This is a genomic window from Vibrio sp. 1151_11, from assembly GCF_029478525.1.
Lineage (GTDB): Bacteria > Pseudomonadota > Gammaproteobacteria > Enterobacterales > Vibrionaceae > Vibrio > Vibrio anguillarum.
Window position 1 is genome coordinate 41136 of the sequence record NZ_SHMN01000017.1, and the last position, 26607, is coordinate 67742.

The 26607-nt window shown below is 44.3% G+C and carries 19 protein-coding genes and 1 tRNA gene; 14 read left to right on the forward strand and 6 right to left on the reverse strand.

Annotated features, from left to right (window positions below):
- The first annotated feature begins 190 nt into the window (after positions 1 to 190).
- A complete protein-coding gene (gene mscS, locus EXZ60_RS12970) occupies positions 191 to 1054 on the forward strand; it encodes a small-conductance mechanosensitive channel MscS (protein WP_094128468.1) in 864 nt (287 codons plus the stop codon).
- A gap of 74 nt (positions 1055 to 1128) precedes the next feature.
- On the opposite strand, the gene EXZ60_RS12975 is transcribed toward mscS, so the two are convergent.
- Entirely contained in the window at positions 1129 to 1761 is a 633-nt protein-coding gene (locus EXZ60_RS12975; RefSeq protein ID WP_277435807.1) for a LysE/ArgO family amino acid transporter, read from the reverse strand.
- A gap of 122 nt (positions 1762 to 1883) precedes the next feature.
- On the opposite strand from EXZ60_RS12975, the gene EXZ60_RS12980 reads away from it, so the two are divergent.
- The 3 genes from EXZ60_RS12980 to EXZ60_RS12990 all read left to right on the forward strand — a co-directional run bounded on the left by EXZ60_RS12980 (position 1884) and on the right by EXZ60_RS12990 (position 5606).
- Positions 1884 to 2780, forward strand: coding sequence for a LysR family transcriptional regulator ArgP (locus EXZ60_RS12980; protein ID WP_017045436.1), 897 nt, complete (start codon positions 1884 to 1886; stop codon positions 2778 to 2780).
- 102 nt (positions 2781 to 2882) lie between these two features.
- Complete coding sequence (locus EXZ60_RS12985; RefSeq protein WP_038169970.1) at positions 2883 to 3575, forward strand: oxidative stress defense protein; 693 nt, start codon at positions 2883 to 2885, stop codon at positions 3573 to 3575.
- 165 nt (positions 3576 to 3740) lie between these two features.
- Entirely contained in the window at positions 3741 to 5606 is a 1866-nt protein-coding gene (locus tag EXZ60_RS12990; RefSeq protein ID WP_019282286.1) for a sensor domain-containing diguanylate cyclase, read from the forward strand.
- A 103-nt stretch (positions 5607 to 5709) separates the two neighbouring features.
- Here the strand turns inward: EXZ60_RS12990 and pykF are convergent, their stop codons facing one another.
- Positions 5710 to 7122: a pyruvate kinase PykF gene (gene pykF, locus EXZ60_RS12995; RefSeq protein ID WP_026027602.1), complete on the reverse strand. Its 1413-nt coding sequence runs from the start codon at positions 7120 to 7122 to the stop codon at positions 5710 to 5712.
- A gap of 424 nt (positions 7123 to 7546) precedes the next feature.
- Here pykF and EXZ60_RS13000 point away from each other — a divergent pair, with 424 nt between their 5' ends.
- Positions 7547 to 8308, forward strand: a complete 762-nt coding sequence (locus tag EXZ60_RS13000) for a DeoR family transcriptional regulator (protein WP_013857797.1) — start codon at positions 7547 to 7549, stop codon at positions 8306 to 8308.
- An 87-nt stretch (positions 8309 to 8395) separates the two neighbouring features.
- The gene (gene glmS, locus EXZ60_RS13005; RefSeq protein ID WP_017045440.1) at positions 8396 to 10228 is read left to right on the forward strand and encodes a glutamine--fructose-6-phosphate transaminase (isomerizing); all 1833 of its coding nucleotides are present in this window, start codon (positions 8396 to 8398) and stop codon (positions 10226 to 10228) included.
- Between the two features lie 407 nt (positions 10229 to 10635).
- Here the strand turns inward: glmS and EXZ60_RS13010 are convergent, their stop codons facing one another.
- Positions 10636 to 12387, reverse strand: a complete 1752-nt coding sequence (locus tag EXZ60_RS13010; protein ID WP_277435808.1) for a GNAT family N-acyltransferase — start codon at positions 12385 to 12387, stop codon at positions 10636 to 10638.
- A gap of 381 nt (positions 12388 to 12768) precedes the next feature.
- Positions 12769 to 13182: an alternative ribosome rescue aminoacyl-tRNA hydrolase ArfB gene (gene arfB / locus EXZ60_RS13015; protein WP_017043428.1), complete on the reverse strand. Its 414-nt coding sequence runs from the start codon at positions 13180 to 13182 to the stop codon at positions 12769 to 12771.
- Positions 13183 to 13485: 303 nt separating this feature from the next.
- Here arfB and EXZ60_RS13020 point away from each other — a divergent pair, with 303 nt between their 5' ends.
- The 8 genes from EXZ60_RS13020 (at position 13486) to EXZ60_RS13055 (ending at position 24287) form a co-directional block, all read left to right on the forward strand.
- The gene (locus EXZ60_RS13020; protein WP_013857791.1) at positions 13486 to 14004 is read left to right on the forward strand and encodes an Hcp family type VI secretion system effector; all 519 of its coding nucleotides are present in this window, start codon (positions 13486 to 13488) and stop codon (positions 14002 to 14004) included.
- A 138-nt stretch (positions 14005 to 14142) separates the two neighbouring features.
- Complete coding sequence (locus tag EXZ60_RS13025) at positions 14143 to 16239, forward strand: type VI secretion system tip protein VgrG (RefSeq protein WP_277435809.1); 2097 nt, start codon at positions 14143 to 14145, stop codon at positions 16237 to 16239.
- Positions 16239 to 16769, forward strand: coding sequence for a DUF4123 domain-containing protein (locus tag EXZ60_RS13030; RefSeq protein ID WP_010318201.1), 531 nt, complete (start codon positions 16239 to 16241; stop codon positions 16767 to 16769). The genes EXZ60_RS13025 and EXZ60_RS13030 overlap by 1 nt, the downstream gene beginning before the upstream one ends.
- Positions 16766 to 20347 carry a LysM domain-containing protein gene (locus EXZ60_RS13035; RefSeq protein ID WP_277435810.1) on the forward strand — a complete coding sequence of 1194 codons (3582 nt, stop codon included), beginning with the start codon at positions 16766 to 16768 and terminating at the stop codon, positions 20345 to 20347. Before EXZ60_RS13030 ends, EXZ60_RS13035 begins: the two co-directional genes overlap by 4 nt.
- Before the next feature lie 2 nt (positions 20348 to 20349).
- A complete protein-coding gene (locus EXZ60_RS13040; RefSeq protein WP_094151687.1) occupies positions 20350 to 21348 on the forward strand; it encodes a hypothetical protein in 999 nt (332 codons plus the stop codon).
- Positions 21349 to 21545: 197 nt separating this feature from the next.
- Positions 21546 to 21830: a type VI secretion system PAAR protein gene (locus EXZ60_RS13045; RefSeq protein ID WP_017043423.1), complete on the forward strand. Its 285-nt coding sequence runs from the start codon at positions 21546 to 21548 to the stop codon at positions 21828 to 21830.
- 144 nt (positions 21831 to 21974) lie between these two features.
- Entirely contained in the window at positions 21975 to 22271 is a 297-nt protein-coding gene (locus tag EXZ60_RS13050) for a Dabb family protein (protein ID WP_194663257.1), read from the forward strand.
- Positions 22272 to 22583: 312 nt separating this feature from the next.
- Positions 22584 to 24287: a S8 family peptidase gene (locus EXZ60_RS13055; protein WP_277435811.1), complete on the forward strand. Its 1704-nt coding sequence runs from the start codon at positions 22584 to 22586 to the stop codon at positions 24285 to 24287.
- A gap of 234 nt (positions 24288 to 24521) precedes the next feature.
- On the opposite strand, the gene EXZ60_RS13060 is transcribed toward EXZ60_RS13055, so the two are convergent.
- Together EXZ60_RS13060 and rpoD are read right to left on the reverse strand one after the other, a co-directional pair.
- Positions 24522 to 24597, reverse strand: a tRNA-Ile gene (locus tag EXZ60_RS13060).
- A gap of 143 nt (positions 24598 to 24740) precedes the next feature.
- Positions 24741 to 26597, reverse strand: a complete 1857-nt coding sequence (gene rpoD / locus EXZ60_RS13065) for an RNA polymerase sigma factor RpoD (protein WP_013857727.1) — start codon at positions 26595 to 26597, stop codon at positions 24741 to 24743.
- Positions 26598 to 26607 lie beyond the last annotated feature (10 nt).

The window sequence follows — 26607 nt, forward strand, 5'->3', positions numbered from 1 at the left end:
CTCTAACAAGCTCATATCAATGCTTCCAAGTAACTATTTGTTTTGTCAGTGTTTACATAAAACTGACTTTGCAACATAACCAAAGTGAGATATTGTGCCAAAAAACTGACACTCTGCTGTCAGTCGTTTTTTGTCTTTGATGTTCAGTGGTAACAACATTCAAAATGATTTTATAAAGAGGAAATGCAATATGTCAGGTGAATCAATGGGCATCGAAGCTCCATTAGTCGATGGTTTAGCGCAAGCCAATACTTGGCTGACCAATAATTCAGATCTTTTGATACAATACGGCGTCAATATTATTTCCGCTATTCTGATCCTATTTATCGGTAACATTGTTGTTAAAGCTGTGGCTGGAAGTGTTGCCAAGGCTCTGAAAAAGAAAGACATGGACAAAGCAGTTGTTGAGTTTGTTCATGGTCTAGTCCGTTATACGCTATTTGTGGTGGTATTAATTGCCGCTTTAGGTCGCATTGGTGTGCAAACCGCTTCTGTTGTGGCCATTATCGGTGCGGCTGGTTTGGCGGTTGGTTTAGCGCTACAAGGCTCCCTATCAAACTTTGCTGCGGGCGTTTTGATTGTGGCATTCCGCCCATTTAAATCCGGTGATTACGTGGAAGTGAGTGGTACTGCTGGATCGGTTGAATCGATTCAAATTTTTTCAACAGTACTGCGCACGCCTGACAATAAAATGGTGATTGTGCCTAATGGTTCGATCATCAGTGGCCCAATTGTTAACTATTCACGCCATGACACTCGTCGTATTGATTTGGTGATTGGTGTTTCTTATAAGTCCAATCTGCAAAAAACCAAGGAAGTGCTGGCTAAAGTAGTCGCGGCAGAGCCTCGTTTGTTGAAAGATCCTGCACCGACTATCGGTGTAATGGCCTTGGCCGATTCTTCAGTCAATTTTGTGGTTCGTCCTTGGGTGAAAACGACAGAGTATTGGGCTGTTTATTTTGATTTGTTACAAGCCATCAAAGAAGAGTTAGATAAAGAAGGTATTGAGATCCCATTCCCACAAATGGATGTTCATCTGAATAAAATGAATTAATTCATTTTCAATCAAGTGAAAAGGGCATGAAATGATTATTCAGTTCATGCCCTTTCTTTTTGTTGGTTATACACTTACACCAGATATTGAATTGCCAGCCCTTTTGCAAGGATAAAGGCGATGCTAAACATCATTGCAGCCACGGCCATGTCTATTCCTTTCTTCACGTTAGGCTTTGAGAGCGTCGGCCCCAGTTTCGCAGCACCAATTGATAAAGAATAAAACCATACAAAAGAGGCCATCATGGTTCCTAGAGCAAACGCGATGCGATCATGGCCTTCAAACTGACCACCAATCGATCCCAAAATCACAACCGTATCTAAGTATAAATGTGGGTTAAGCACAGTAACGGCTAACGCGCCCAAAATAACCGTTCGTTTACCACGTGCGATCACTTCGCCATCCGATTCATTAGTGCTTGTTGAAGTGAAGGCATTCCTTAAAGAAATAAATCCATAAAATGAGAGAAAAGCAACACCGCCTAAGGTAACCGAGGTCAGTAAGATTTCGTTACTTGAGAGTAGGGCACCGCCACCAAATATACCCAGAGAAATAAAAATCACATCCAGTAGACTACAGATGGTCGCCGTTGTTAAGTGGTGATTGCGCTTAATTCCTTGGTTTAGCACATAGGCATTTTGTGCACCAATAGGAATAATCATCGTTGCACCTAATCCAAAACCTTGTAGCAAAATCCACACATTCACAGCTCACCTCGTCGTAATAATTCAATACAGTGAGCGCACAATAGCGAGAGTATAAAAATAAGTATAATTAATGATTTTAATATTATATTAGTAATACTAATAATTATAAAAAGGAGCCTTGGATGAGAGGGCTAGATTACAAATGGATTGAGGCATTAGATGCGGTACTGCAACAAGGAAGCTTTGAACGAGCCGCTGAAAATCTCTATATTTCACAATCGGCTATTTCTCAAAGAATCAAGCAATTAGAGAGATTTATCGCCCAACCGGTCCTGATTCGAGAGCAGCCACCAAGGCCAACGCTGGTGGGAAAAAAATTGCTAGGGCTGTATCGTAGGGTGTGTTTGCTTGAAAATGAACTGGTGCCTGAATTGATGAATGAGGAGAATACGCGGCCTGTTTCAATAGCTATTGCCACTAATGCGGACAGTTTGGCTACTTGGTTACTTCCTGCGTTATCGAATACGATGAAAACGCGGCAAGTTGAGTTGAACCTGACGGTTTTCGGTGAGTCACGTACGATCGAAAAAATTAAAAATGGCGAAGTAGCTGGCGCAATAAGCTTAGAATCGCAAGCCATTCCTGGTTGTCATGCTGACTACTTAGGCCGAATGGACTATGTGTGTGTTGCCAGCCCGGAGTTTTATCAGCGTTATTTCTCTCAAGGTGTGAACTTTCATACTTTAAAAAAAGCACCAGCGGTATCGTATGATCAGTATGATGATCTGCATAAAAAATATTTGCATGATCACTTCAATGTGCCAAGAGATGCCGTCATAAACCATACCGTGGGTAGTTCAGAAGCTTTTGTTAAATTAGCCCTATCCGGTGCGGCGTATTGTTTGATCCCTCGCTTACAGATAGCACAAGAGCTCGAAATAGGCACGCTTACCGACATTACACCAGGGTTCATTTTAACCAACCGTATTTATTGGCATCATTGGCAGTTAGAAACGGGAATATTACAGGAAATTTCTCAGGCCATCGTTCAATATGCTCGCCAAGTGTTGCCGCAATGACAAAAGTTCAACGTCAAAGTTGTGTCATTTCATAAGCTATTAACTGTGCTTATGTAGAGTATCGCCTATGATGTATTCACCCATTTGAGTAAGGTAACTCCCATGAAATTAATGACAAGTGTAACGCTATTATCTGGATTGCTCAGTTTTGGTTCTATGGCGCAGGAAATGAATTTTCCTCATCTTTCAACGACAGGTTATGGTGAAGTCGTTGCGGCACCTGATATGGCTGAGTTTTCAGTTAAAGTGGTTGAATCGACGCTGACGGCGGAGCAGGCAAAAAGAGCGGTCGACAAAGTGGTAGAAGCATTTGTGGCGCGTTTGAAAGAATCCGGTGTGACTTCCCAACAAATATCGAGTTCAAATCTCTACCTTGCCCCTCAATATCACTACCCTAAGTCCGGTAAGCCTGAGTTAGTGGGTTATCAAGCAACAAGAAGTGTCACGGTTGAGGTTGAAGATTTAAGCCAGCTTAATCAATACCTTGATGTAGCGCTCGGTGAGGGCATTAACCAAGTCGACAATATTCAACTTAAAGTTCGGAATCAAGATCAATACCAGCAACAAGCTCGGCTAGCGGCGATTCAAGATGCGAATACCAAAGCACTATCATTGGCGGAAGGATTTAAGTTGAAATTAGGTGATGTGTGGCAGATAGACTACAACTCACCCAGCGTGCAGCCGATTATGATGCGTGCTATGGCAATGGATGCAAAATCTGAATCTAATAGTTACCAAGACTCGACGCTTATTATTCGCGATAGGGTGGACGTAGTCTACCAATTAAACAACTAAGCCCTTACCTAAGCTACTGATTGATTGGTTAATTTAAAATGGATAAAAACGAGCCTTTACTTCCATAAATTGATTGTATTATTAATCGGTAGCTTTTTGTTTTGTCTATTTTTTAAGATGCTATAATCCGCTCATCACTATTTAGGGTTAATATTTAGACAAGTCATGAGATACACAAAAATAATCAGCATCCTTCTCATCATTTGTTTCTTATTCAGCGCAATAGTGACTGGGTATTACTATCAGCGCTACCAAGAAGTGAAAGACAACGCAACGCAAAACACGGTAGCGGAGGCGTTTGATCAACTCAATGAAAGTGAGCGACAGTATCGGGGGTTGAAAGCTCAGGTCGGTTCCATTATTGATTTGCTTAGTCGAAGCCAAAGTTTGTATGAATTTATTTTTTCTCCTTCAGAGATAAATCAGCAGCATCTTGAAAATATATGGTCTTCGGTTGCTGAAAAGCAAACATGGTATAGTTCGATTACACTTTTGGATTTATTTGGGCATGAGCGACTCCGTATTGATTATTCTGCGGACAACCATTTAGCCTCTAGTGCAAAAAATCTTCAAGACCTGTCACATCATGGTTATGTTGCCTTTGCAGAAAACCTGTCAGAGGGAGAAGTGGGGGTTTGGGGCATTGCATTGGCTAGTGCTCGAAGTGCTGCGGCTATACAGCCGATGCTATGTGTGATTACGCCAGTTACCGTATTAGGGGAGCGAAAAGGCTATTTAGTCCTCGATGTTGATATTTGGTCACAATCTTCGCGTTTAAATCATGTCCGTGATCCACAATTAACTCCTGAGCTGATCGGCGATTCAGGTTTCTATTGGTCTTCCAACGATAAAACCAAATTATTTGGAGACTTATTACCGTCCAATCAATACGAGAATCTTGCACTTCTGCTACCGAAAACTTGGCAGCAGATGCAGACAACTCCTTCTGGCTATGTATTCGAAAATGGCAAGGTTACGGTTTATAAAACCCTTAAATTTGCTTCATTGAAACCTGTTTTTTTGATGATTCAACTCACCGATGAGCAATTAGATCATCGAGCGAAGCGTGACGTCAACGATTTAATCAAAGAAGCTTTTTTTGTCTTCTTCGTTATACTCATTTTTGCGCTTCCCATGGTTTCCATGGCGTTGCATTACCATCATCGAAGTATTGAAAGCAAATTGGCAAGAGCGGCCTTGAATGGTATGTCTGCAGTGATGATCTCAGACAGAAAGCACAAAGTGATGATGGTTAATGGCGAATTTGAAAAGATTACCGGTCTGACTATTGACGAGATAAAAGGCAGTAACGCATTAAAGTTACTGCTCAGTCCAAATGGTATGGAGTTTATGCTCGAGGTGCTTGAAGAGGTATCGCAGCAACATTTCTGGGAAGGTGAAGTAGAAATGGTCAATACACAAGGTGAGACGCTAACCGCCATCATGAGAATTCAAGCGATTAAAGAGGCGACTAAAGTCAGTTATTACATCACCTCTTTAGTCGATATTACTCAGTACAAAGTCTTAGAAAACCGATTGCGAGAATTGAGTGAAAAAGATGCGTTAACTCAGCTATGGAATCGGCGTAAATTTGAAGCAGAATTGCAGCATCATACGCACATCATTCAACGTTATCCCGAAAGCCATCATGTTTGTCTCGTCTTAATTGATATTGATTACTTTAAACGAGTGAATGATGAACAAGGACATGATGAAGGTGATCGCGTCATTATTAAAGTTGGTGAAATTTTGAGCCAAACATTGCGTACCACGGATTTTCTGGCACGTATTGGCGGTGAAGAGTTTGCGATTATTATGCCGCATACTTCTGTAGAAGAAGCCGAGACTGTCCTAGACCGATTACGAGTAGCGGTAGAGCAAAGCCTCACCGTGACTATCAGCGCTGGCTTTACTGACTTAACCGCAGATGGTAAACGCTCGTATAAATGCGCTGACATTGCTTTATATGAGGCCAAAACCTTAGGACGAAATCGAGTTTCACTGTGTAAAAGTAGTGATGATCTTGCTTAAGGCATACTACAAAGAGTGATGGGCTTGGTAAGTAAAGCGTAAATAGCGGAAATAAAAAAATCGGGGCTTGCCCCGATTTTTTTATTTCTAGCTTACGTTTCTATTATAGAACGTGAACAGAAGCTGTGTTGGTTGTACCTGAAGCGACAAGTGCACCAGAAACCATCACTACGATGTCCCCCTTCTTGCCTAGACCAGAAGCCAGTGCAATCTCTTTACCATTGATGTAGAACGCATCAGTGCTGTCGATAGTATCAACAACAACCGGTGTTACACCTTTAGTTAGAACGAGTTGAGCCGCCGTTTTCTTGTTAGTGGTTACGGCAATGATGTTCGCAGTTGGGAAGTACTTACGCACTGAACGAGCTGATTTACCCGCTTCAGTTGCGACCACGATAAGTGGAGCCGCCAATTTCTCAGCAGTATCTACCGCACCTTTACATACGGCTTCAGTAATGCGTAGGCGTGGGCTGTCTAAACGAGAACCCAACTCAGCTTGTAGAACGCGGTCTGTACGAGCACAGATTTGCGCCATGATAGTGACCGCTTCAACAGGGTATTTACCTTTTGCTGTTTCGCCAGAAAGCATCACTGCATCTGTACCATCCATTACCGCGTTGGCTACGTCGCCAGCTTCTGCGCGAGTTGGACGTGGGTTCTTGATCATTGAATCAAGCATTTGAGTTGCTGTGATAACCACTTTACGTGCGCGGTTACATTTTTCGATCATCATCTTCTGTGCAAAGATAACTTCTTCAGCAGGGATCTCAACACCTAGGTCGCCACGAGCAACCATGATACCGTCAGAAAGCTCAAGAATTTCGTCGAAGTTATCAACGCCTTCTTGGTTTTCAATTTTAGAGATGATTTGGATATCTGCGCCGCCGTTTGCTGTTAGCAGTTCGCGGATTTCACGTACGTCGTCAGCTTTACGAATGAAAGAAGCCGCAACAAAATCAACGCCTTGCTCACAACCAAATTTAAGGTCTGCTTTATCTTTTTCAGAAAGAGCTGGAAGGTTCACTGAAACGTTAGGAAGGTTAACACCTTTGTTTTCACCTAGCGCGCCGTTGTTCAGCACTTTACATTTCACTTCAGTTTCTGTGGTTGCAATCACTTCCATTTCAATCAGGCCGTCATCAACCAAAATTTTGTTACCTACAGTAAGGTCTTTAGCAAAACCTAAGTAAGTCACGGCAACTTTATCTTTGTTACCTACAACGGTTGCATCAGTAGTGAAAGTGAAATCCTGGCCAGCCACGAGATCAACGTCATCACCATTTTCTAGTTTGATGGTACGGATTTCAGGACCTTTAGTGTCTAAAAGGATCGCAAGCTGTTTACCAGTGTTTTCCATTACTTTACGGAAGTTCGCAATACGAGTGCCGTGTTCTACGAAGTCACCGTGAGAGAAGTTCAAACGCATAACGTTCATGCCAGCATTCACTAGCTCAGTAAGCTTCTCTACAGATTCAGTTTTAGGGCCAATCGTACATACGATTTTGGTCTTTTTCATGGAAGGTTCTCTCCGGTAAATATGATTACAATTTGAAGTTGGTTGAGTGTTCTAGCGTCATCACAAGCGGCAATTTTTCTTATCTATTACCCAACAATATTAATGTGATTTTGTGACATTAGAGCTGAAAGTCTTTCAACAGTTTAGTCATTTTATGACCAAGCATTGTCTATTTTATAGCGTTATTTTGCCACTTATTGAGTTTAAATCGGTTAAGTTGCAAAAGAATAACAGTCAATTCTGTAATTTTTTTTCTTTTCGGCGCGAATTCTACCACCTAATGAGTTCAATATCACTGCCTAAGAATTGTCTTAGGACAAGGTTTTAGCGTGAATTATTAATTTTTTAGATCGAAATAAATAGACAATAAAGTTTCGATTCGATTAATATTGCTTTCGATTCGTAATCTTTAAGAAAAATATAAATGTCGAAACGAAATACACAACTGAGAAGACACACCATCGCTAACCTTGTGAATGAACAGGGTGAGGTCAGTGTTGATGCACTCTCTGCTCAGTTTGAAACCTCAGAGGTGACGATTAGAAAGGATTTGGCCTCTTTAGAGAAAAACGGTCAACTCTTACGCCGTTACGGTGGTGCGATTGCACTGCCTAAAGAGGTGGTCAATGATGAGTTTAATCCTAAAGTTTCGAATCGAAAGATAAAGCTGGCTAAAGCGGCGGCTAAGTTAATTCGAGACCACAATCGCATCGTTATTGACTGTGGTAGTACTACGGCAGCATTAATTCAGCAACTGAATGATAAACGCGGTTTGGTGGTGATGACCAACTCATTGCACGTAGCGAATGCCCTTAATGAACTAGAAAGTGAACCGACACTATTAATGACGGGCGGTACTTGGGATACCCATTCCGAGTCCTTTCAGGGCAAAGTGGCTGAATCGGTACTGCGTTCTTACGATTTTGACCAACTGTTTATTGGCGCTGACGGTATTGATCTTGAACGTGGCACCACCACCTTCAATGAACTGATTGGCCTGAGCAAAGTGATGGCCGAAGTCTCACGAGAAGTGATCGTGATGATCGAATCAGACAAAGTCGGCCGAAAAATTCCCAACCTTGAGCTCGCTTGGGAGCATATCGACGTGTTAGTGACCGATAACGATCTAACCGTTCAAGATGCCGCATTGATTGAATCGCACCAAGTGCGAGTGATCCGAGCTTAATTAACCCCTATTCAACCATTCCTAAATAAAGGCCTTCGCTTGCGGCTTTAGGGATGAAGCATAAATCTAAAATGGAGTAAAAACCTTATGTGTGGAATCGTCGGTGCAGTAGCACAACGAGATGTGGCTGAAATTTTAGTGGAAGGACTACGCCGCTTGGAATACCGCGGCTATGATTCAGCCGGTGTTGCTGTGGTGGATAGTGCGAGTCAATTAACGCGCGTTCGTCGTTTAGGCAAAGTGCAAGAGCTAGCCGATGCAGTCGAAAAACAACATGTTGCCGGAGGCACTGGCATTGCGCACACACGCTGGGCGACACACGGTGAACCTTCCGAAATTAATGCTCACCCACACATGTCGGGCGATATTGCGGTTGTGCATAACGGCATTATCGAAAACCATGAAACGCTACGTGACGTTCTGCGTGAACGCGGCTACCTTTTTGAATCGCAAACCGATACCGAAGTGATTGCTCACCTTGTTGAGTGGGAACTGCGCACGGCCAGTTCACTGCTTGAAGCGGTGCAAAAAACGGTTAAACAACTCGAGGGTGCTTACGGTACTGTGGTACTTGATCGCAAAGATCCAAGCCGTGTTGTGGTTGCTCGCTCTGGTAGCCCGATCGTGATCGGTTTTGGTGTCGGTGAGAATTTCTTAGCTTCAGACCAATTAGCTTTGCTGAATGTTACACGCCGCTTTATGTATCTTGAAGAGGGTGATGTTGCGGAAGTTACGCGCCGCGATGTGACGGTTTTTGCTGCAAACGGCGAACAGGTGACGCGTGAAATTAGCGAATCTAACGCAGAGCACGACGCTGGCGATAAAGGTAAATATCGTCATTTCATGCAAAAAGAGATCTTTGAACAGCCAACGGCATTGATTAACACCATGGAAGGCCGCATCACCAAAGACAGCGTAGTGACAGAAAGCATTGGCGTGAACGCTGCCGAAATTCTTAGCCAAGTGGAACATGTACAAATCGTCGCTTGCGGAACGTCGTACAACGCAGGCATGACAGCGCGTTATTGGTTTGAAGCATTGGCAGGCGTGAGTTGCGATGTGGAAATTGCCTCTGAATTTCGCTATCGCAAATTTGTGACTCGTCCAAATAGCTTGTTGATCACGCTTTCTCAATCCGGTGAAACGGCAGATACCTTAGCCGCTTTGCGCTTGGCGAAAGAAAAAGGTTACATGGCCGCGATGACTATTTGTAACGTAGCGGGTTCTTCGCTGGTTCGTGAATCTGACTTTGCATTCATGACTCGCGCTGGAACAGAGATTGGTGTGGCGTCAACCAAAGCCTTCACTACTCAGCTTGCAACCTTGCTAATGTTAGTGACCGCTCTTGGTAAACAAAAGCAGTGCATTAATAAAGAAAAAGAGGCGGAAATTGTTGAAGCTCTGCATGCACTGCCTGCACAAATTAATGCAGCCCTTGCCTATGAAAAGCAGATTGAAGCACTGGCTGAAGATTTCGCAGATAAACACCACACTCTATTCTTGGGCCGTGGTGAGTTTTATCCTATCGCGCTTGAAGCGTCATTAAAGCTAAAGGAAATCTCTTACATTCATGCTGAAGCATACGCGGCAGGCGAATTAAAGCACGGCCCATTAGCACTGATTGATGCTGATATGCCCGTTGTCGTGGTTGCGCCAAATAACGAGCTGTTAGAGAAGCTAAAATCTAACATTGAAGAAGTACGTGCTCGTGGCGGTTTGCTGTATGTGTTTGCCGATCAAGACGCTGGCTTTGCGGCTGATGAAACAATGAAAATCATCACCATGCCACACGTGAGTGAAATTACCGCGCCGATCTACTACACCATTCCAATGCAGCTTCTTTCTTATTATGTTGCTTTAATCAAAGGTACGGATGTCGACCAACCTCGTAACCTGGCCAAAGCCGTAACGGTTGAGTGATACAAGGTGGTTAGAGCGCATATTGTTGTGTGAGTAGAATAAAGTATCATCGTTTTTCTTTGCTCAAACACTTAGCTCAAGTGATGTAAACAAGCGATTCAGCACAAACCCGCTTCTGCCACTTAATGCTTCAAAGTAGAAGCTCATAACGCTTTTGTTCCTCCCTCTTTTAGGGGGAGGCTAGGAGGGGGTGTTCACCCCACCCTAACCCTCCCCTTGAAGGGGAGGGAATCAGTTTTGTGAGCGTTGGGAGTAAGCCATTTTTAATTTGAAAGCGCCCCTGATAGTGCTATCCAACATGCGAAACTCAGCTCTGTTTTCTTCAAAAGGAGTGCTAGGTTGGGGGAGTGTGTTATAGGGATACCTCCCCTTAAAAAGAGGAGGTATAAACAACCCGAACAACAGAGTTAAAGCGTATGATGGGTGAGGTATTCGTATGCTTCCTTAGTGCCCATGTAGCGGCTTAAGCTGCGCACCGGAACGTTGCGTAAATCGACCACAATCAAGCCATCTAACGAATCATTAAAATCAGGGTCTACGTTAAAACTGACTAACTTGCCATTTAAACCGAGGTATTGACGCAGTAGCACCGGTACGCTTTTCCCTTCATCCAACCGGGCAATCACTTTTGAAAGCAGCTGTAAATCAGCCAATGCACTCAGCAAACTGGCATTCCAAGGAGCTTGTTGCTTGGGGAGTGGGTTACTTGCCTCTACCAAATGGGCGTGTTGGTTATTGTAGTAGTGCTGCGTCATTGTATCGGCTAATAAACGGCGCGCACTTTCACTGTAATCATTGCTGATACTTACGGGGCCAAATAGGTGCGTATAGTGCGGGTTTCGGTGCACATAGGTTGCGATTCCCTTCCAAAGCAGCAATAGCGGAGCCATACTTTTTTGATACTCGATGTCGACGACTGAACGCCCCATTTCAATCGCGTTGCCTATGGTATTGAGAAAGCGGTGGTCATACTGAAACAGCGTTCGTGAGTACAAACCTGCAATACCGCTTATAGGCACAATACGGTCGACTAAGCCTAAACGGTAAGCTCCGACCAATTTCTGCGCTTCGCGATCCCAAATGAATAGATGCAGGTAGTTGCGATCGTATTGATCGATATCGAGCGCGGTGCCAGTGCCTTCACCTACCAGCCTGAAATTGTGCTCTCGCACTCGTCCTATTTCGTGCAGTAACGAGGGGATGTTTTCTGCGCTGGTACAATACACATCGAATTCGTTATGCCTTAATAGATGATCAGAAAAAGAAAGCTGCTCAATATCGTGTAACAAAGCGCTTAGGGGGAGCCGCTGTGCAATGGGTTGTAACGGCTCATCATTGGTTTTATTGCGCTTGGTTGGGTTGATGTGACTTAAAAGGTAGGTGTTGAGCCTTAAATAGCTGACCAGCGTCTCATCACACAGATGTTGGATTTCTTTATGATTGATCGCATCGCCAATGGCGATTTCGATACGCTGATGCTTTTTATTGAGCAGTTCACGGCCCAACATTAACGTTCTTAGTAGCGGGTGGATTTTTCCAGCCATGTAAAAGTGTTTCGAATTTTGCCCGTTGATGAACACTGGTAATGCCGTCGCTTGATGCTTTTGTATCAGTCGGCTGACTGAACGGCTCCACTGTTTGTCTTCTAGTTTCTGCGTTTTACTATCAACCAGTTGTGACACTTCGCCCGCAGGAAACATCAATAGCAGCCCTCCTTGAGCAAGGTGTTTATTGGCGGCTCTCAAGGCTTGCATATTCGCTTTTTGCGCGGCTTTGTCTTCAAAAACATCCACACCAATGAACAGCGAATCTAACTCTGGTACGGTTTTTAAATAGTGATTGGCTAATATCTGCACGTCTGAGCGAATTGAAAGCAGCATCTCAGCCAGAATAACGCCTTCCACACAACCAAGTGGGTGATTTGCAACAACGACTGTCGCGCCTTGAGTGGGAACTTGAGCTAATGATCCTTTCACCACTTGGTAGTCAATACCCAATACCTCTAACGTAAAACGCAAAAATGTTGCGGTATCGCAATGGGGTGGGCGTTGTGCATAAAACTTATCTAAACGAGTTAGGCCTGTCGCCCACTCAGTGAAGTGTTCGCCTAGTCCAAACGGCGTTTTTCTCGGTAATTTAAAAGGGCTTATCGTGAGCATAGCAACCTCGCATTTTATGCTTTGTGCTTATGCTAAAGAGGGAAGATGACAATCTGGCTGCGCTTAAGTGAGTAATTGATTGCTCTTTTTTTACAGTTTAATGAAATCCGTCTCAAATTGGAGATGAACTAGAATCTTTGATGCAACAATGATTTTTTAGCAACAATAAATCATTTTCTGCTCACAAAATGAACTGGTTTTGTTTTGGTGTTGCTTATTTGGTGCTAGCTTATAAGGGCGGTACAAAATATAAAAATGTCAATTGAACCTTTGTTTTGCTGATCTGGAATAAACGGGAGCTTCGTGCTCCCGTTGCTGTTTTTAGCGCGAGGTTGCTTATTTCTTTTCTTCTTTGTTTTGCCTTGCTGCCAATCCATTCATTTAAAAAGAGACTTTACCGCGCAATGATTTATTGGCCGCTATCCGTTTTTTCTCGTCAACTCGCCGACGTTGAGAGCTTTTTGTCGGTTTGGTTGCCCGGCGCGGTTTTTCTATCACCATCGCAGAAAGAATAATCTCTTTGAGACGTTTGAGTGCATCTTCTTTATTCAGCTCTTGGGTGCGGTGAGATTGCGCTTTGAGGACAATAACGCCCTCTTTGGTCATTCTGGAATCTGGTCTTTCGAGTAATTTTTGTTTGTAGATGTCCGGTAACGTTGAGCGTCTGATGTCAAAACGTAAGTGGATCGCACTGGAGACTTTATTGACGTTTTGCCCGCCATTTCCGGCTGCACGAATCGCAGTAAGTTCGATTTCCCAGTCTGCCAGTTCAATAGTGTTGGATAGTTTGAGCATACAACCAAAGTAAAAATGTGTTCAATCCGCATTCTAGTTGAGGTGGCTAAGGTTATCTACCGCAGATTGTGGCTAGATTAAGAAAAGCGATACAGAGTGACGTATTGCGAAATCGCAGCGAAAACTTGCTTGATACGAGCAAGTTTCTACCCGGACGAGCAAGTTCTTGCTCGAAAATGAAAGCTTATAATCTAATTGTTTGAAATTTAACTGTTTTTGTTTTGGCATTCCCTTTGCTTTAAGAAACATTACATAACGCGATGCAATTTCCATCGCTTTTTCTTACTGAATAAGGATTAAGTCATGCCAACTCCATGTTATATCTCTATCGAAGGCGAAACTCAGGGTCTCATCACTGCAGGCGCTCTTTCTACTGACTCTATCGGCGATGCTTTCGTTGAAGGTCATGAAGATCAAATGTTGGTTCAAATGTTTGACCACGTTGTGACAGTACCGACTGACCCACAATCAGGTCAGCCTTCTGGTCAACGTGTTCACAAACCATTCAAATTCACCGTTGCGCTAAATAAAGCGGTTCCTCTTCTTTATAACGCCTTGGCGTCTGGCGAGAAGATGAAATCGGTTGAGCTAAAGTGGTACCGCACGTCTATCGAAGGTAAACAAGAGAACTTCTTCACCACTAAACTTGAAAGCGCGTCTATCGTCGATATTCACTGCGAAATGCCACACTGCCAAGATCCTGCGAACGGCGACTTCACGCAAAACGTTACGGTTTCTATGTCTTACCGTAAAATCCTGTGGGATCACGTGAACGCGGGTACTTCAGGTTCAGATGACTGGCGCAAACCAGTAGAAGCGTAAGCTTTGATTTGGGTGGCTGGCTGATGTTGCGTAAGCAAAGCCAATCCGGCCAGCCACCTTTTTAGCCTTAAGCAAAGTGCATTCAATGAGTGTGACTTGCTTAAGGCTTTGCTGTTTCTAGTGTAAAGAGGATGGAAGATGGCCACGCTGAATTTTACGTTAAAGGTTGACGGGCTCGCCGACGATGCATTTGTGGTGCGAGAATACCAAGGACAAGAATCCTTATCGGAGAGTGTGCTGTCCAATGGCGAGCCTTGTTATGGGTTTCGTTACCACATTGAGCTCGCAAGCCGTCAATCTATTTTGAGTGCAGCCGACGTCGTCGACAAAACAGCTCAGCTAACGGTTTTCCGGAATGGTAGCGTGGTGCAGCGCGTGCATGGCATCGTGCGCCAGTTCAGTAAAGGCGATATTGGTCATCATCACACCTTTTACTCACTCACTTTAGTGCCTGCATTAGAGCGCTTGTCGCTGCGCCAAAATAGCCGCATCTTCCAGCTTAAAACCGTACCTGAAATTCTTTCCATTGTGCTGCAAGAGATGGGCATTGACGACTATGCCTTCTCGCTCAAACGAGAATCTGTTCAGCGCGAATTCTGCGTGCAGTACCGTGAAACCGATATCCACTTTTTACACCGCTTAGCCGCCGAAGAGGGCTTGGTCTATCACCTCCTGCATGAAGAAGGTAAACACACCCTCTTTTTCAGTGACGACAGCCAAAGCTTAACGAAGCTCGATACACCGATCCCTTACAATGTGCTGTCTGGTGGTATCGCTGACACGCCTTACATTTCCAACTTAATCAGCCACACGCAATCGCAAGTGGCGGAAAGCCAATTGGCGGATTACAGCTTTAAAAAACCGACTTATGGTTTTAAGCAAAGTGCACTCGGCACCGCGATGGATTACCAGCAGACCCACTATGAACATTTTGATTTCCCGGGCCGATTTAAAGACGATGAGAGCGGTAAAGCGTTTAACCAAATTCGTTTAGAGTACTTAAGAAGGCAGGCGCGTACCGCACAAGGCCAAAGCAATGAAGCGCGTTTGCAAGCCGGAACCCTGTTTGATTTGGTCGAGCATTTAGACGACAGCGCGAACCGAGATTGGGTTGTGGTGCAAGTAAACCATCAAGGCCGGCAGCCGCAAGCATTAGAAGAGTCTGGCGGTAGTGGTGCAACGACCTACAGTAACCAATTTACCTTGATCCCGGCCGATGTAACGTGGCGCGCAACACCACACACGAAGCCGCAAGTGGATGGCCCATGCATCGCCCATGTGGTTGGCCCCGATGGCGAAGAGATCTTCTGCGACGAGTATGGCCGCGTTAAACTGCATTTCCCATGGGACAGATATTCCAACGGCAATGAACACAGTTCATGTTGGGTGAGGGTGTCGCAAGGTTGGGCTGGCAGCCAATATGGCATGATGGCTATCCCAAGAATTGGCCATGAAGTGATTGTCGATTTTTTAAATAGTGATCCGGATCAACCCATCGTCACGGGCCGCGCTTATCACGCCACCAATAAAGCGCCCTACACACTGCCAGATAACAAAACCAAAACCGCACTGCGTAGTGAAACCCACCAAGGTGAAGGCTTTAATGAGCTGAGTTTTGAAGATCAAGCAGGGCAAGAGAAAATCTACCTGCACGCGCAAAAAGACTATGAAGCACTAGTGCTTAATGATGCCACCACACACATCAAACACGATAAACACCTGACAGTGGATAACGACCAGTTCAGCCACATCAAAAATAACCAACACCTAACGGTCGAGGGCGAAAGCCGTCAGAAAATAGCGTTAGATCGTAGCCTTGAAGTGGGTGGTTCACTGCACCAAAAAATCGGTGAAAAAACGGTTTTTGACTCAGGAAATGAAGTGCACCTTAAAGCAGGCAATAAGTTGGTGTTAGATGCGGGTAATGAGATCACCATTAAAGCTGCGGGTAGTTTTATCAAAGTGGATGGCGGCGGCGTGCACCTAGTCGGGCCTGCGATCAACCTTAACTCCGGCGGCAGCGCAGGCAGCGGCTCGGGTTATGGCGGTGTTGTAGCGGCGTTGCCTATGGGGCTGGCAGCGTCAAGTGCGCCGGATGAAATATTGCTTGCTCCAATTTCTGCATCAATGACCAGCCTATTACCAGCGTTGGCTACATTAGATTTACCCATCACAGAGCTATGTCAAAAGAAGGCTGATGGCAGTTGTCCAAAACCTAATTGTGAGTGTGTCTGATGAAGAGCGATGATAACCAATATTTGCTTGTGGTTGATGCACTTAGAGTGACCGATGCCAAACAAATTTGTACACAAGACAATAACGAGTGGGGGCCTCTTTATTTGGGAACGGAGTGGCAACCACAATTGGAAAACAGCCCCATCTGGGTCAAAGTGACACCAGATGATCCTTTGTGGCAGTTGTGGGAAAATGACCAAACTTGGGCAACGAGCGCCGTGATATTCGTATATTCTGATAACCAAGAGCTCAACGATATTGTCACCTCATTGCAGAATAACATTACCGCGCTAAGCGCGGATGGGCGTTTATTTCTGCTGCGCTTTTATTCTCCTTACACTCTATCAGTTATCGTAAAATATGGTGATGAGGCGGTCACTAATGCTGTTTTAGGCGCTGCTCGTTCGGCTTATTTATCACCGCTTATTTCTCAGGAGTACGGGATGGAGAACGTTCAACATACCCGTTTCAATAGCCAGCAAACTCCGCTTTCACTTCCTAGCGCACTTATTGAGGAATTATTGCAATGAGCTCCCATATAATTCAACCCGGAGATACGCTCTCTGTATTAGCCAAACGTTACAATACCGATATCAAGACTTTACAGCGGTTGAATGCCCAACAGATCAAAGATATTGATCTCATTTACAACGGTAATACTTTGGTTTTACCGGAAGTCTACGATTTGGCTAGTGGTGAGCGAGAGGCTAAGCAAATCTTATCCAATGATCGGCTTACTCTCTCTGAATGCAGTGTTCCGCAATTTGTCGATGCTTTATATGTTCCTGAGCATCCGAATACCAGAAAGCAGATGCTGATATTACTTACCGAAGAGGCCAAAAAATATGTGCTTGAAGATAACCAGCGTTGTAAGGCCGCTTTGCAAGGGGATAAAGAAACCGTTCTTAAACAGCTCACTAAACTGGGGGTGATGGATCAATTCAATAGCATCGCCCATGAAGCGTTTTTAAAGCATATTGATGAGCAAAAAGCCAAGGATTACCGAGAAGCGCTGTTGGAACACATGGCCTTATCCTACTGTTACCAAAACGATGTCCTGCAATTTCCTTTAGACAATGAGCGTATAGGGCTCAGTAGTATCAATTCACGTCAGCAAAAAATTGAAGAACGATATGAAGACGCATTACGTGATATTGAACAACGTTCCCAAGGTTCAAACTGGCTTCCCATCGGAGGAATGATGGGAGAAATAATGTTAACTAAAGATGCGATTGCCGGAGCTGAGAATCACCGAGTTGCACAACTCAAAAAATTACAGAAGTCTCTGATAAAGCAGCTCGAAAAAAGCATTCAACGCTTTGAAAAAGAGGCGATGGATTTTGCTGCCAAAACGAGCCTTGAGGAGCAAGGTAAACATTACCAATTTTCTGATAAGCATGCCTATTACACCTCAAACGTTGATCTTGAAATTTATAAAGCATTAGAAACCATCAAAAAAGAACGTAAAAAGCTTGGGTTATGTGACGATATCGACAGTGCAGATTTAACCATTTCTACCGCGATACCCTCATTAAAAACCGCGTATGAAAGTTATCAGTATTGGCAAGGCACTGCGCATACGGTTTTAAATCGTCTAATGAGTCAAATAGGCTATTGGAACCCTAGCGCCTTTTTCACTAGTACTAAGAGTGATAACCGACTGCAGAATCCTGATTTTTATGCTGCGGTATACCAGCTTAATCAGACCGGAACGGTACTTAAAGAGCAGTGCTTAACGGAAGATCAACTCTTTAAAGGCTGGGAGCAGGTAGAGCAAGTAAGGATTGCGATTAAAGAGCAGCGCGCCAGTATTGCTGATTTACAAAAGCTGTTGAATAGCATTGAGCGGCAGACGCCCATTGATAGTGCAATGGGATATTATTGCGTTTATGTACTGAACTTGCTTTTACTGCAAGAGGTCGCGCTGCGAGTAGAAAATTTTGCTGAGCGGTTGGGGGAGAATGCGCAGTACGCTCAATATGTTAAAAGTTTATTGCGCTACGCGGAAGCGGCGCAGCAACGTCGTGAAAGTCTCTTAGCAAAGGTCAAAGCCCCCCGCTGGGATTACTTGAAAAGAGACATTACCTTTATCGGCGATGTTCCTGTTATGGATGATTCATCCCGTACGGTATTGGTCCGCGAAACTCACTGGCAACCTCAAAACCTCAATAACCAGATTTTTGCCAATAGTGGTATTAATCAGCGAACCGTAGTGGAATGTGCCCTCTCTTCCGATCCAAAGACCGCGCTTTATATATTGTCTGATAGCCCAGTGCTTTCTTCCAATGTGGCTGAAAATAAAAAATGTACTTCGGTGATTTCGTTAAACCTAGCGACATTAGCTGCACGGGAGAAAGGCAAAATCACGGCAGGACTCAAAAAGGCACTGGGCAGTGAATCGGTATTGAAAAGTCTGAAGTTTGAGCAAACCGCAACTTGGGCTAACGTTGAAGACATTGTATTTCCTTGGCAAACAAAACGTTTTGAAAATGAAATGTTTGGCATTAATACTGCTTACGAAACCAGCGGTGGTGTACAGTTTGCCCGTTATGTTTACAGCGCTGAGGCAAAAGTTGATCATGAACTGATCAAAGCCGATTCCTCTACGCTAGTGAAAATCGATCTGAATGCTGGTTTTTCATTAGCCAGTGCTGAGCGCTGCTTCACGATACGATTCCCTAATTCGGGATCCTTACCATTAGATATTCCGTATCGTGTCAGAGAGAGTAACGAACGTCGAATCAAAAACATAGGCACGGCCGTCTTAGTGATTGAGGGCAAAGTCTATGGCGTATTAGGAGCCAGCCTTAAGTTGGGGACGGAGCTGAATATTGGCAATATCGAAGAAGCTCGTGCAGGATTTGGAGCCCAACAAGTCAAGCCACTTGGTATCAAGGGGACGGTACCTAATAGAGCGGATTACAGCTCTTACGCTGTATCATCATTGGGGACACGCGGCAGCAATGACAATGCGATTGGAGCTGGTATTAAGGCGGAAGCCTCTGCCTTTGCTGGGCTCGAAGCGGGCGGTATGTTGAGCTGCAAATACGATTGGACAAAAGATCAAAAATCGCCACCGCAAAACCTGTTTAAAGTCAGCCAAGATTTTAAAATGAGCCTAGGCATTGGCTATGAAGGTGTGTTGCAATGCACTTTTCAAAATGGCCGCTTTATTTTTATCACGGCGCTGGGTGCCAGTACCGGGCTGGGGATTGGGGGTAAGTTTGCCACCGAACTTAACCCAGCGGCTGCGAACGATTTTTTCGCCGCTTTACTCGCGGTGATGCAAAATTCGGGCTTCCAACGTTTTGAATTTTTTGATGAATCGGGTGAGGTGAATACCTTTGCTGCGTTTAACACAATATTGACCGTGGCGGCGGCTTTTGGTCTTACGGTTGGGCAAGTGATGATGTTACCCTTTAACATCATCAGCAATATGGAAAAGCAAGCCAGTGATAAAGATAACGCTTATTTTGTGGCGAACTTTTTACTTTCGAAGGAGCACCAACGAGAAAACCAACAGTGGATTGCCAATATGCCCGCAGAAACGTTAGCCAAGTTATTGTCGGTATTGGTCCATTACAATGATATTCCGGTGTTTACCCTTTTTAAAGATACTTCTCTTGAGCGGAGTAATGCGGCCACCCGCAATGAAAATCAGCGTAAGGCGATCAACCAAATATTACTCTGGCTAGGAGGCGAAAAAGCCAATCAAAGTGGTATGCGCCGTTTTGAAAATGCGCTGCAGCGCATGGGGTTAGCCGACCCGACTCAATTGGATAAAGCAGAGCAGTGGCCGCGTTATGCAAAAAATGTGTTGAGTTTACGTGATTTCTTTAGCAAAGCTTTTTCTCAACCGTATGAAAATCCGCAAGATAAAAATAAAGCCACATATATGGATCAGGTTCACCGTGATTATCGAACATTTCGAAAATCGATGTTGAGATTAACCGAGCAACATAAAATTTTAGAAAAAACCACCCTGAGTTCAGAGCGCCGTGCCCGTTTAAGTACCGACTATACCGCACTGCCTGCTAGTGATAAGGCGCAACTTGAACACTTAAAAGCGAGTGGCTACCGACTTGTTAACTGGTTACCAGAGAAATAAACATGAAAAAAATTATCTTTATCTGCCTGATTCTATTACACAGCGCCGTTTGGGCGAATGCCCCTATCGAGCAGGGCATTCGTCTGTTCAATCAAAAAGAGTATCAACAAGCGCAGCAAATCTTTCAGCAGCAATCGGATGCGGGCAGTGCTTATGCAACATTTTGGTTAGGGGTGACCCAGTACAAAAACCGCCAGCATTTTGAGGCGGGACAAACCTTTTTACAAGCGGCGGAGATGGGCGACCCATGGGCGATGGGGGTTCTGGGTGATGTGAATATTTATGCTAACAACCCTTGTAATTTCCTTGGTTGGCCCTGTGATCAGAAATGGTTAACGAAAGCCAAGCAAGGATGGAAAGTACTGGCTGAAAACGGTAATGGCAAAGCTGAATTTGCTTATAGCTCTACAACCCGAGATTGGTGGGAGTATATTCCATTTTATCGTCAGAGCCGATATCAAGAGATTGCTATTAGAGGAACTCGTAATGAGGGATATCGATTCTTAGATCACAATATCTATTGGGATTCATTTGAAGACAAGGTACCGTATTTCAAGTTTGCCGCTAATCAAGGTTATGCACCAGCAATGGTTTCTCTTTATTACACTCAATTATACGATGGTGATGTTGAGGGAGCTCTGAAGTGGATTAATCAGGCTATTCAACTTGGTTATCCTACCGCAGCTAGGGTTTTATTTCTTGCCTATGACTTGGGTAAGGAAGATAAGCTAGGGGATAAAGTGATTAGGTCCAATCCTCAAAAAGCCTATTACTATAATAAATTAAGTGGAGCATTAGGGGGCGAAGAGGAGACTAGTTCTATTGTCAGCACACGTTTAATCAAAGATGGTCTACCCGTTTCTGATGAAAATGGTGAGCCAGTGTTTGAAGTTCTCGTGACTGAGCAAGAGCAAGCGGAAATGGATAAACAAGTGGCTGAATTTGTGAAAGACATTAAGCCTAATCTGTTTTTGGATGAAACGTCGATAAATCTGTTCTAATTCATCTGTACTTATGGTGGTGCGTTATTGGTCTTACTGTGGTTTTGATGAATACGTCGCCTTTCTGCATAGCGAAATTCATCGAAGTTAATGGCAAATTCATAGCCTACACGGCAAAAGCATAAACTACCTAAACCCTTAGGGTAAAAACAACATCGCAACAAGCTTAATCAACGAATCTGATAAGGAGCAAATCAATGGCAAATGGTGCATTAGTAGGAGATATCGGATCCGATCATGATGGTTTTCCTCCGACGCCGATCACCGCTGGGTCACCGACGGTAAAAATTGATGGCAAAGCGGTGGCAAGGCAGGGCGACCCGCTAGAGCCTCATGATAAGCCGAACAACCCAAGCCACCCACGTGCAATTAAAGGGGGCTCGGGTAGCGTTATGATTGATGGCAAGCCCGCCGCGCGAGTCGGCGATGCCGTTGACTGCGGTGGCGTAATTATTGGTGGCTCATCGGTCAATATTGGTTAAGGTTGTAGTCCATTTAATCAATAAAGCGGCGCTTCAAACCTTGAGTGCCGTTTTATTGTTTTAAGCGCAGCACCGTTAGCACCAGTGAGCCAGCGTTATCCCTCTTTATGAAAAGAAATTCTACGGACAGAAACGGAGCGAACAATGATCCGCCATATCTTATTAATCAAATTCAAACCACAAGCTCAGCCTGCCAACATCCAACAGCTCAAGTCGCTGTTTGAAGCCATGCCAGAGAAAGTCGAGGGGGTCGCCACCGTTGAGTGGGGCGTGAATGACAGCCCAGAAGGCAAAAACCAAGGTTATACTCACAGCGTTTTAATGACATTTAGCGATGAGCAAGGGCGCCAAAATTACCTACCTCATCCAGAGCATAACGCGCTAAAGGATATCTTTCGTCCTTTGCTCGAAGAGATCATCGTTTTCGATTATTCGATTTAGTTACAAGCCAGTAAAATCTAGACGGTGTTTATCTCTACTCCATCGCTAGGATTCAAGCCTGAAAGTTGAGATGCCGTCTATCGAACTTTACTTGTTAATGATCGTCCTTATGTCGTTAAAGTATAGATTTATCAATATCTTGTGAGTTTCTATTCACCATTGTATCAATGGTGCTTAGATCAAGTTTTCAGCACAAAGCATTCACAATAGTGAGATGGCTGTATGGTTTTATTGTTGTTGTGAATGATTTTCATTGTATTGCGTTTTATCTTTTTGGTCGCTTTCTAAGCGTATTAAATAGGATGTAATAAAATGAATAAAGGATACAAATATTCTGCTCTTGCTGCAGCAATACTCGTTTCAGCATCGGTTTCGGCAAACGTCAGTGTGGAACCCACCCCAATTAATTCGCCTTTTATTAAAGATATAAAAGGTAATATTGTTGAAGACTATACTCCACAAGCTACCCAGCCTCGTTTGTTTTTCATGCGTATGATTGGGAGTTCTGAACAGCGTGGGGATTGGTTTAATCTCTCGCCTAACTATTCCTCTATCCAAGGGGTTGGATCGGATTATGTGTATGAATCCTTAATGCCCCCTCTTAAACCTCAGCCTGTTATCGTGGCGGTGTTAGATTCGGGCGTGGACATTGAACACGAAGATCTAAAGAACAAGTTATGGGTTAATGCGGGAGAAATCCCAAACAATGGCATTGATGATGATGGTAATGGCTATATTGATGATGTGTATGGTTGGAATTTCTTAGGCAACTCGCTTGGTATCAATGTGGATTACGATACATTAGAGCTGACGCGTGAGTACAAAAAATACCTGGATTTATTAGAAGGCAATGATTGGATACCTGAGCAAAAACGTGCTTACTACCAAGCAATAGAAACGGAATATCTAGCCGAGGTTCAGAGTAACCAAACCCTGCTCGCGCAGGTCACTGATGCTATTGAGCAAGCGAATCAATATAAATCGCAAATCGCAACCTTGACTCAGCATCAAGATTTTACTGCCGAAGGTTTACTCATTTTGCTGTCACATCCGAACCCTGAAGTTGTCACCGCTGCTCAAGCTTTATTAGCGCTATTTGACGGCTGGTATTCGTTTGGCTACCTTGAGTCAAGACGTAGCCGATACCAAAATGCGTTGGATTATCACTACAACCTTGAGTTTGATCCTCGTGCTGATATCGTTTTAGATGACATCAGCAACCCTTGGGAAAAGGGGTATGGAAATAATGATGTAAAAGGGCCTGATGCATCACACGGTACGCATGTAGCGGGAATTATTGCGGCAGAGCGTCGCAATGGCATTGGAATTGACGGCTTATCTGAAGATGTGAAAGTCATGTCGTTGCGTATGGTGCCCAATGGTGATGAGCGCGATAAAGACATTGCTAATGCTGTGCGTTATGCGGTGGATAATGGCGCAAAAATCATCAACATGAGTTTTGGTAAAAGCTATTCACCACGTAAATTTGTAGTTGATCACGCGTTTCGTTATGCGGCCAGCAAAGGTGTGTTAATCATCCATTCTGCAGGCAATAGCCAAAGTGATAATGATAGTAAACCAAGCTTCCCTAATCGTTTTGCCGATACTTACGAATCGTCACCTATTTCAACTTGGATAGACGTAGGTGCATCAGCGAAATACGCGAATGAAGATTTTGTCGCCAGTTTTAGTAATTATGGCCAAAAATCGGTTGATATCTTTGCACCCGGTTATCGCATTCTCTCTTCTACGCCAAGCAATAACTACGCCACTTATAGTGGTACGAGTATGGCTGCACCTGTAGTATCAGGCGTTGCCGCTATGGTGTGGTCACGCTATCCAGAGCTCTCCGCAGTAGAACTCAAAGCTCTATTACTTGATAGCGCCCGTCGTTATCCTGAGCTGTTAGTGAAAAAACCATCATCACCTGAAACGCTTGTTCCATTCAGTGCGCTATCGATCTCGGGTGGAATCGTTGATGCTGAAGCCGCTTTTGAAACACTCGCGAGTAAGTAGTGTCGCAGTCGGTAATGGATCAACTTTGGCTTGTTGTGCAAGCACAGGCCTATTTACCGATGGCTTAATTTAACAGTGAGCGTAATAAAAGGCGTAGCTGATATTATCCAGCTGCGCCTTTTGGTATTCAGAGAAGAGTGCGTGATCGGGGCTTACCTGACCCATTACCTGAACCAAAATCGTCAGGTACAAAAAAAGGTCAGTAAACACTACGCTTACTAACCTTCTAGAATTTGGTGGCCCCTCCCAGACTTGAACTGGGGACCAATCGATTATGAGTCGACTGCTCTAACCACTGAGCTAAGGGGCCAAATTAGGTGTGTGATTATAGGGGATGCAGTTATGAGTGTCTACCCGCAAAATAGAGTAAATGCGCTTAGTTTTTATCCACTTAAACCATGAGATACAAAAAAGGTGAGCTTGTGCTCACCTTTTAGATTGGATAGGTTGCGATTACTCGTCTAGGAAGCTGCGCAATGTTTCAGAGCGGCTTGGGTGACGCAGTTTACGCAGTGCTTTCGCTTCAATTTGGCGGATACGCTCACGCGTTACGTCAAACTGCTTACCAACTTCTTCTAGCGTATGGTCTGTATTCATGTCAATACCGAAACGCATACGCAGTACTTTCGCTTCACGAGGGGTTAGGCCAGCAAGAACGTCACGAGTCGCTGCTCTTAGGCTGGTGGCCGTAGCAGAATCAAGTGGTAGTTCAAGGGTTGTATCCTCGATAAAGTCACCAAGATGCGAATCTTCGTCGTCACCGATAGGTGTCTCCATAGAGATTGGCTCTTTAGCAATTTTCAGTACTTTACGAATTTTATCTTCTGGCATTTGCATGCGTTCTGCCAATTCTTCTGGCAGAGGCTCGCGGCCCATCTCTTGCAGCATCTGACGTGAGATTCGATTCAGTTTGTTGATCGTTTCGATCATGTGCACTGGAATACGAATAGTACGTGCTTGGTCTGCAATTGAACGTGTGATAGCTTGGCGAATCCACCAAGTGGCGTAAGTTGAGAACTTATAACCACGGCGGTATTCAAACTTATCTACCGCTTTCATCAGGCCGATATTACCTTCTTGGATAAGATCCAAGAACTGCAGGCCACGGTTGGTGTATTTCTTCGCGATAGAAATAACCAGACGCAAGTTTGCTTCAACCATCTCTTTTTTCGCTCGACGAGCTTTCGCTTCACCGATAGACATGCGACGGCTGATGTCTTTAATGTTTTGTACATTCAAAGACGTTTCTTCTTCGATCATTTTCAATTTATGAATTGAACGACGAATGTCTTCTTCTTGCTGTCTGATTTTTTCTGCATAAGGTTTTTCTGAAGCGAGTACTTCATCTAACCATGCATCGCTTGATTCATTGCCAGTGAATAAGGCAATGAATGATTTTTTAGGCATTTTACCGTATTCGACCGCAGCTCTCATGATCAGACGTTCTTGAGTACGAACACGATCCATAGAGGTGCGAAGCTTGTTGACTAGGTAGTCAAATTGCTTTGGCGTGAGTCGGAATTCACGGAAAATATCCAACATCAACTCGGTGGCTTGGGCGGCTTTATTGCTGTCATAGCCATGCTCATTTTTCGCGAGTTGAAGATTTTGATACTTGTTGCGTAGTTCGGTGAATTTTTCTAGCGCAAGCTCAGGGTCGATTCCTGCATCTTCTTCAGAGTCAGTATCTTCGCTGTCGTCATCGTCGTCATCATCGAGGTCGTCTTCATCAGCAAGGTCAGCGCTAGCAAGCTCTGAACCGATATGGGTCGCTGTTGGGGCGTTCGTTGCATCTGAGTCAGGATCAACAAAACCTGAGATCAGGTCTGTTAAACGAAGTTCTTCAGCAAGAACTTTGTCAAATTGCTCTAAGATGTATGGAATGGTGCCTGGATATTCAGCCACTGCGCGTTGAACTTGGTTAATACCATCTTCAATACGCTTAGCGATATCAATTTCACCTTCGCGAGTCAGCAGTTCTACGGTACCCATTTCGCGCATATACATGCGCACAGGGTCGGTAGTACGACCAATTTCGCTTTCTACACTGGATAATGCAGCGGCTGCAGCTTCGGCAGCATCCTCATCGGTGATTGCGTTGTCATCATTTAGAGCAAGATCATCGGCATCAGGGGCAGTTTCTACCACCTTAATGCCCATGTCATTGATCATCTGAATGATATCTTCTACCTGCTCGGAATCTACGATTTCTGCTGGTAGGTGGTCATTTACTTCGGCGTAGGTCAGATAGCCTTGCTCTTTGCCTTTAATGACAAGTAGTTTTAGCTGTGACTGCGGATTTTGATCCATAGACGGTATC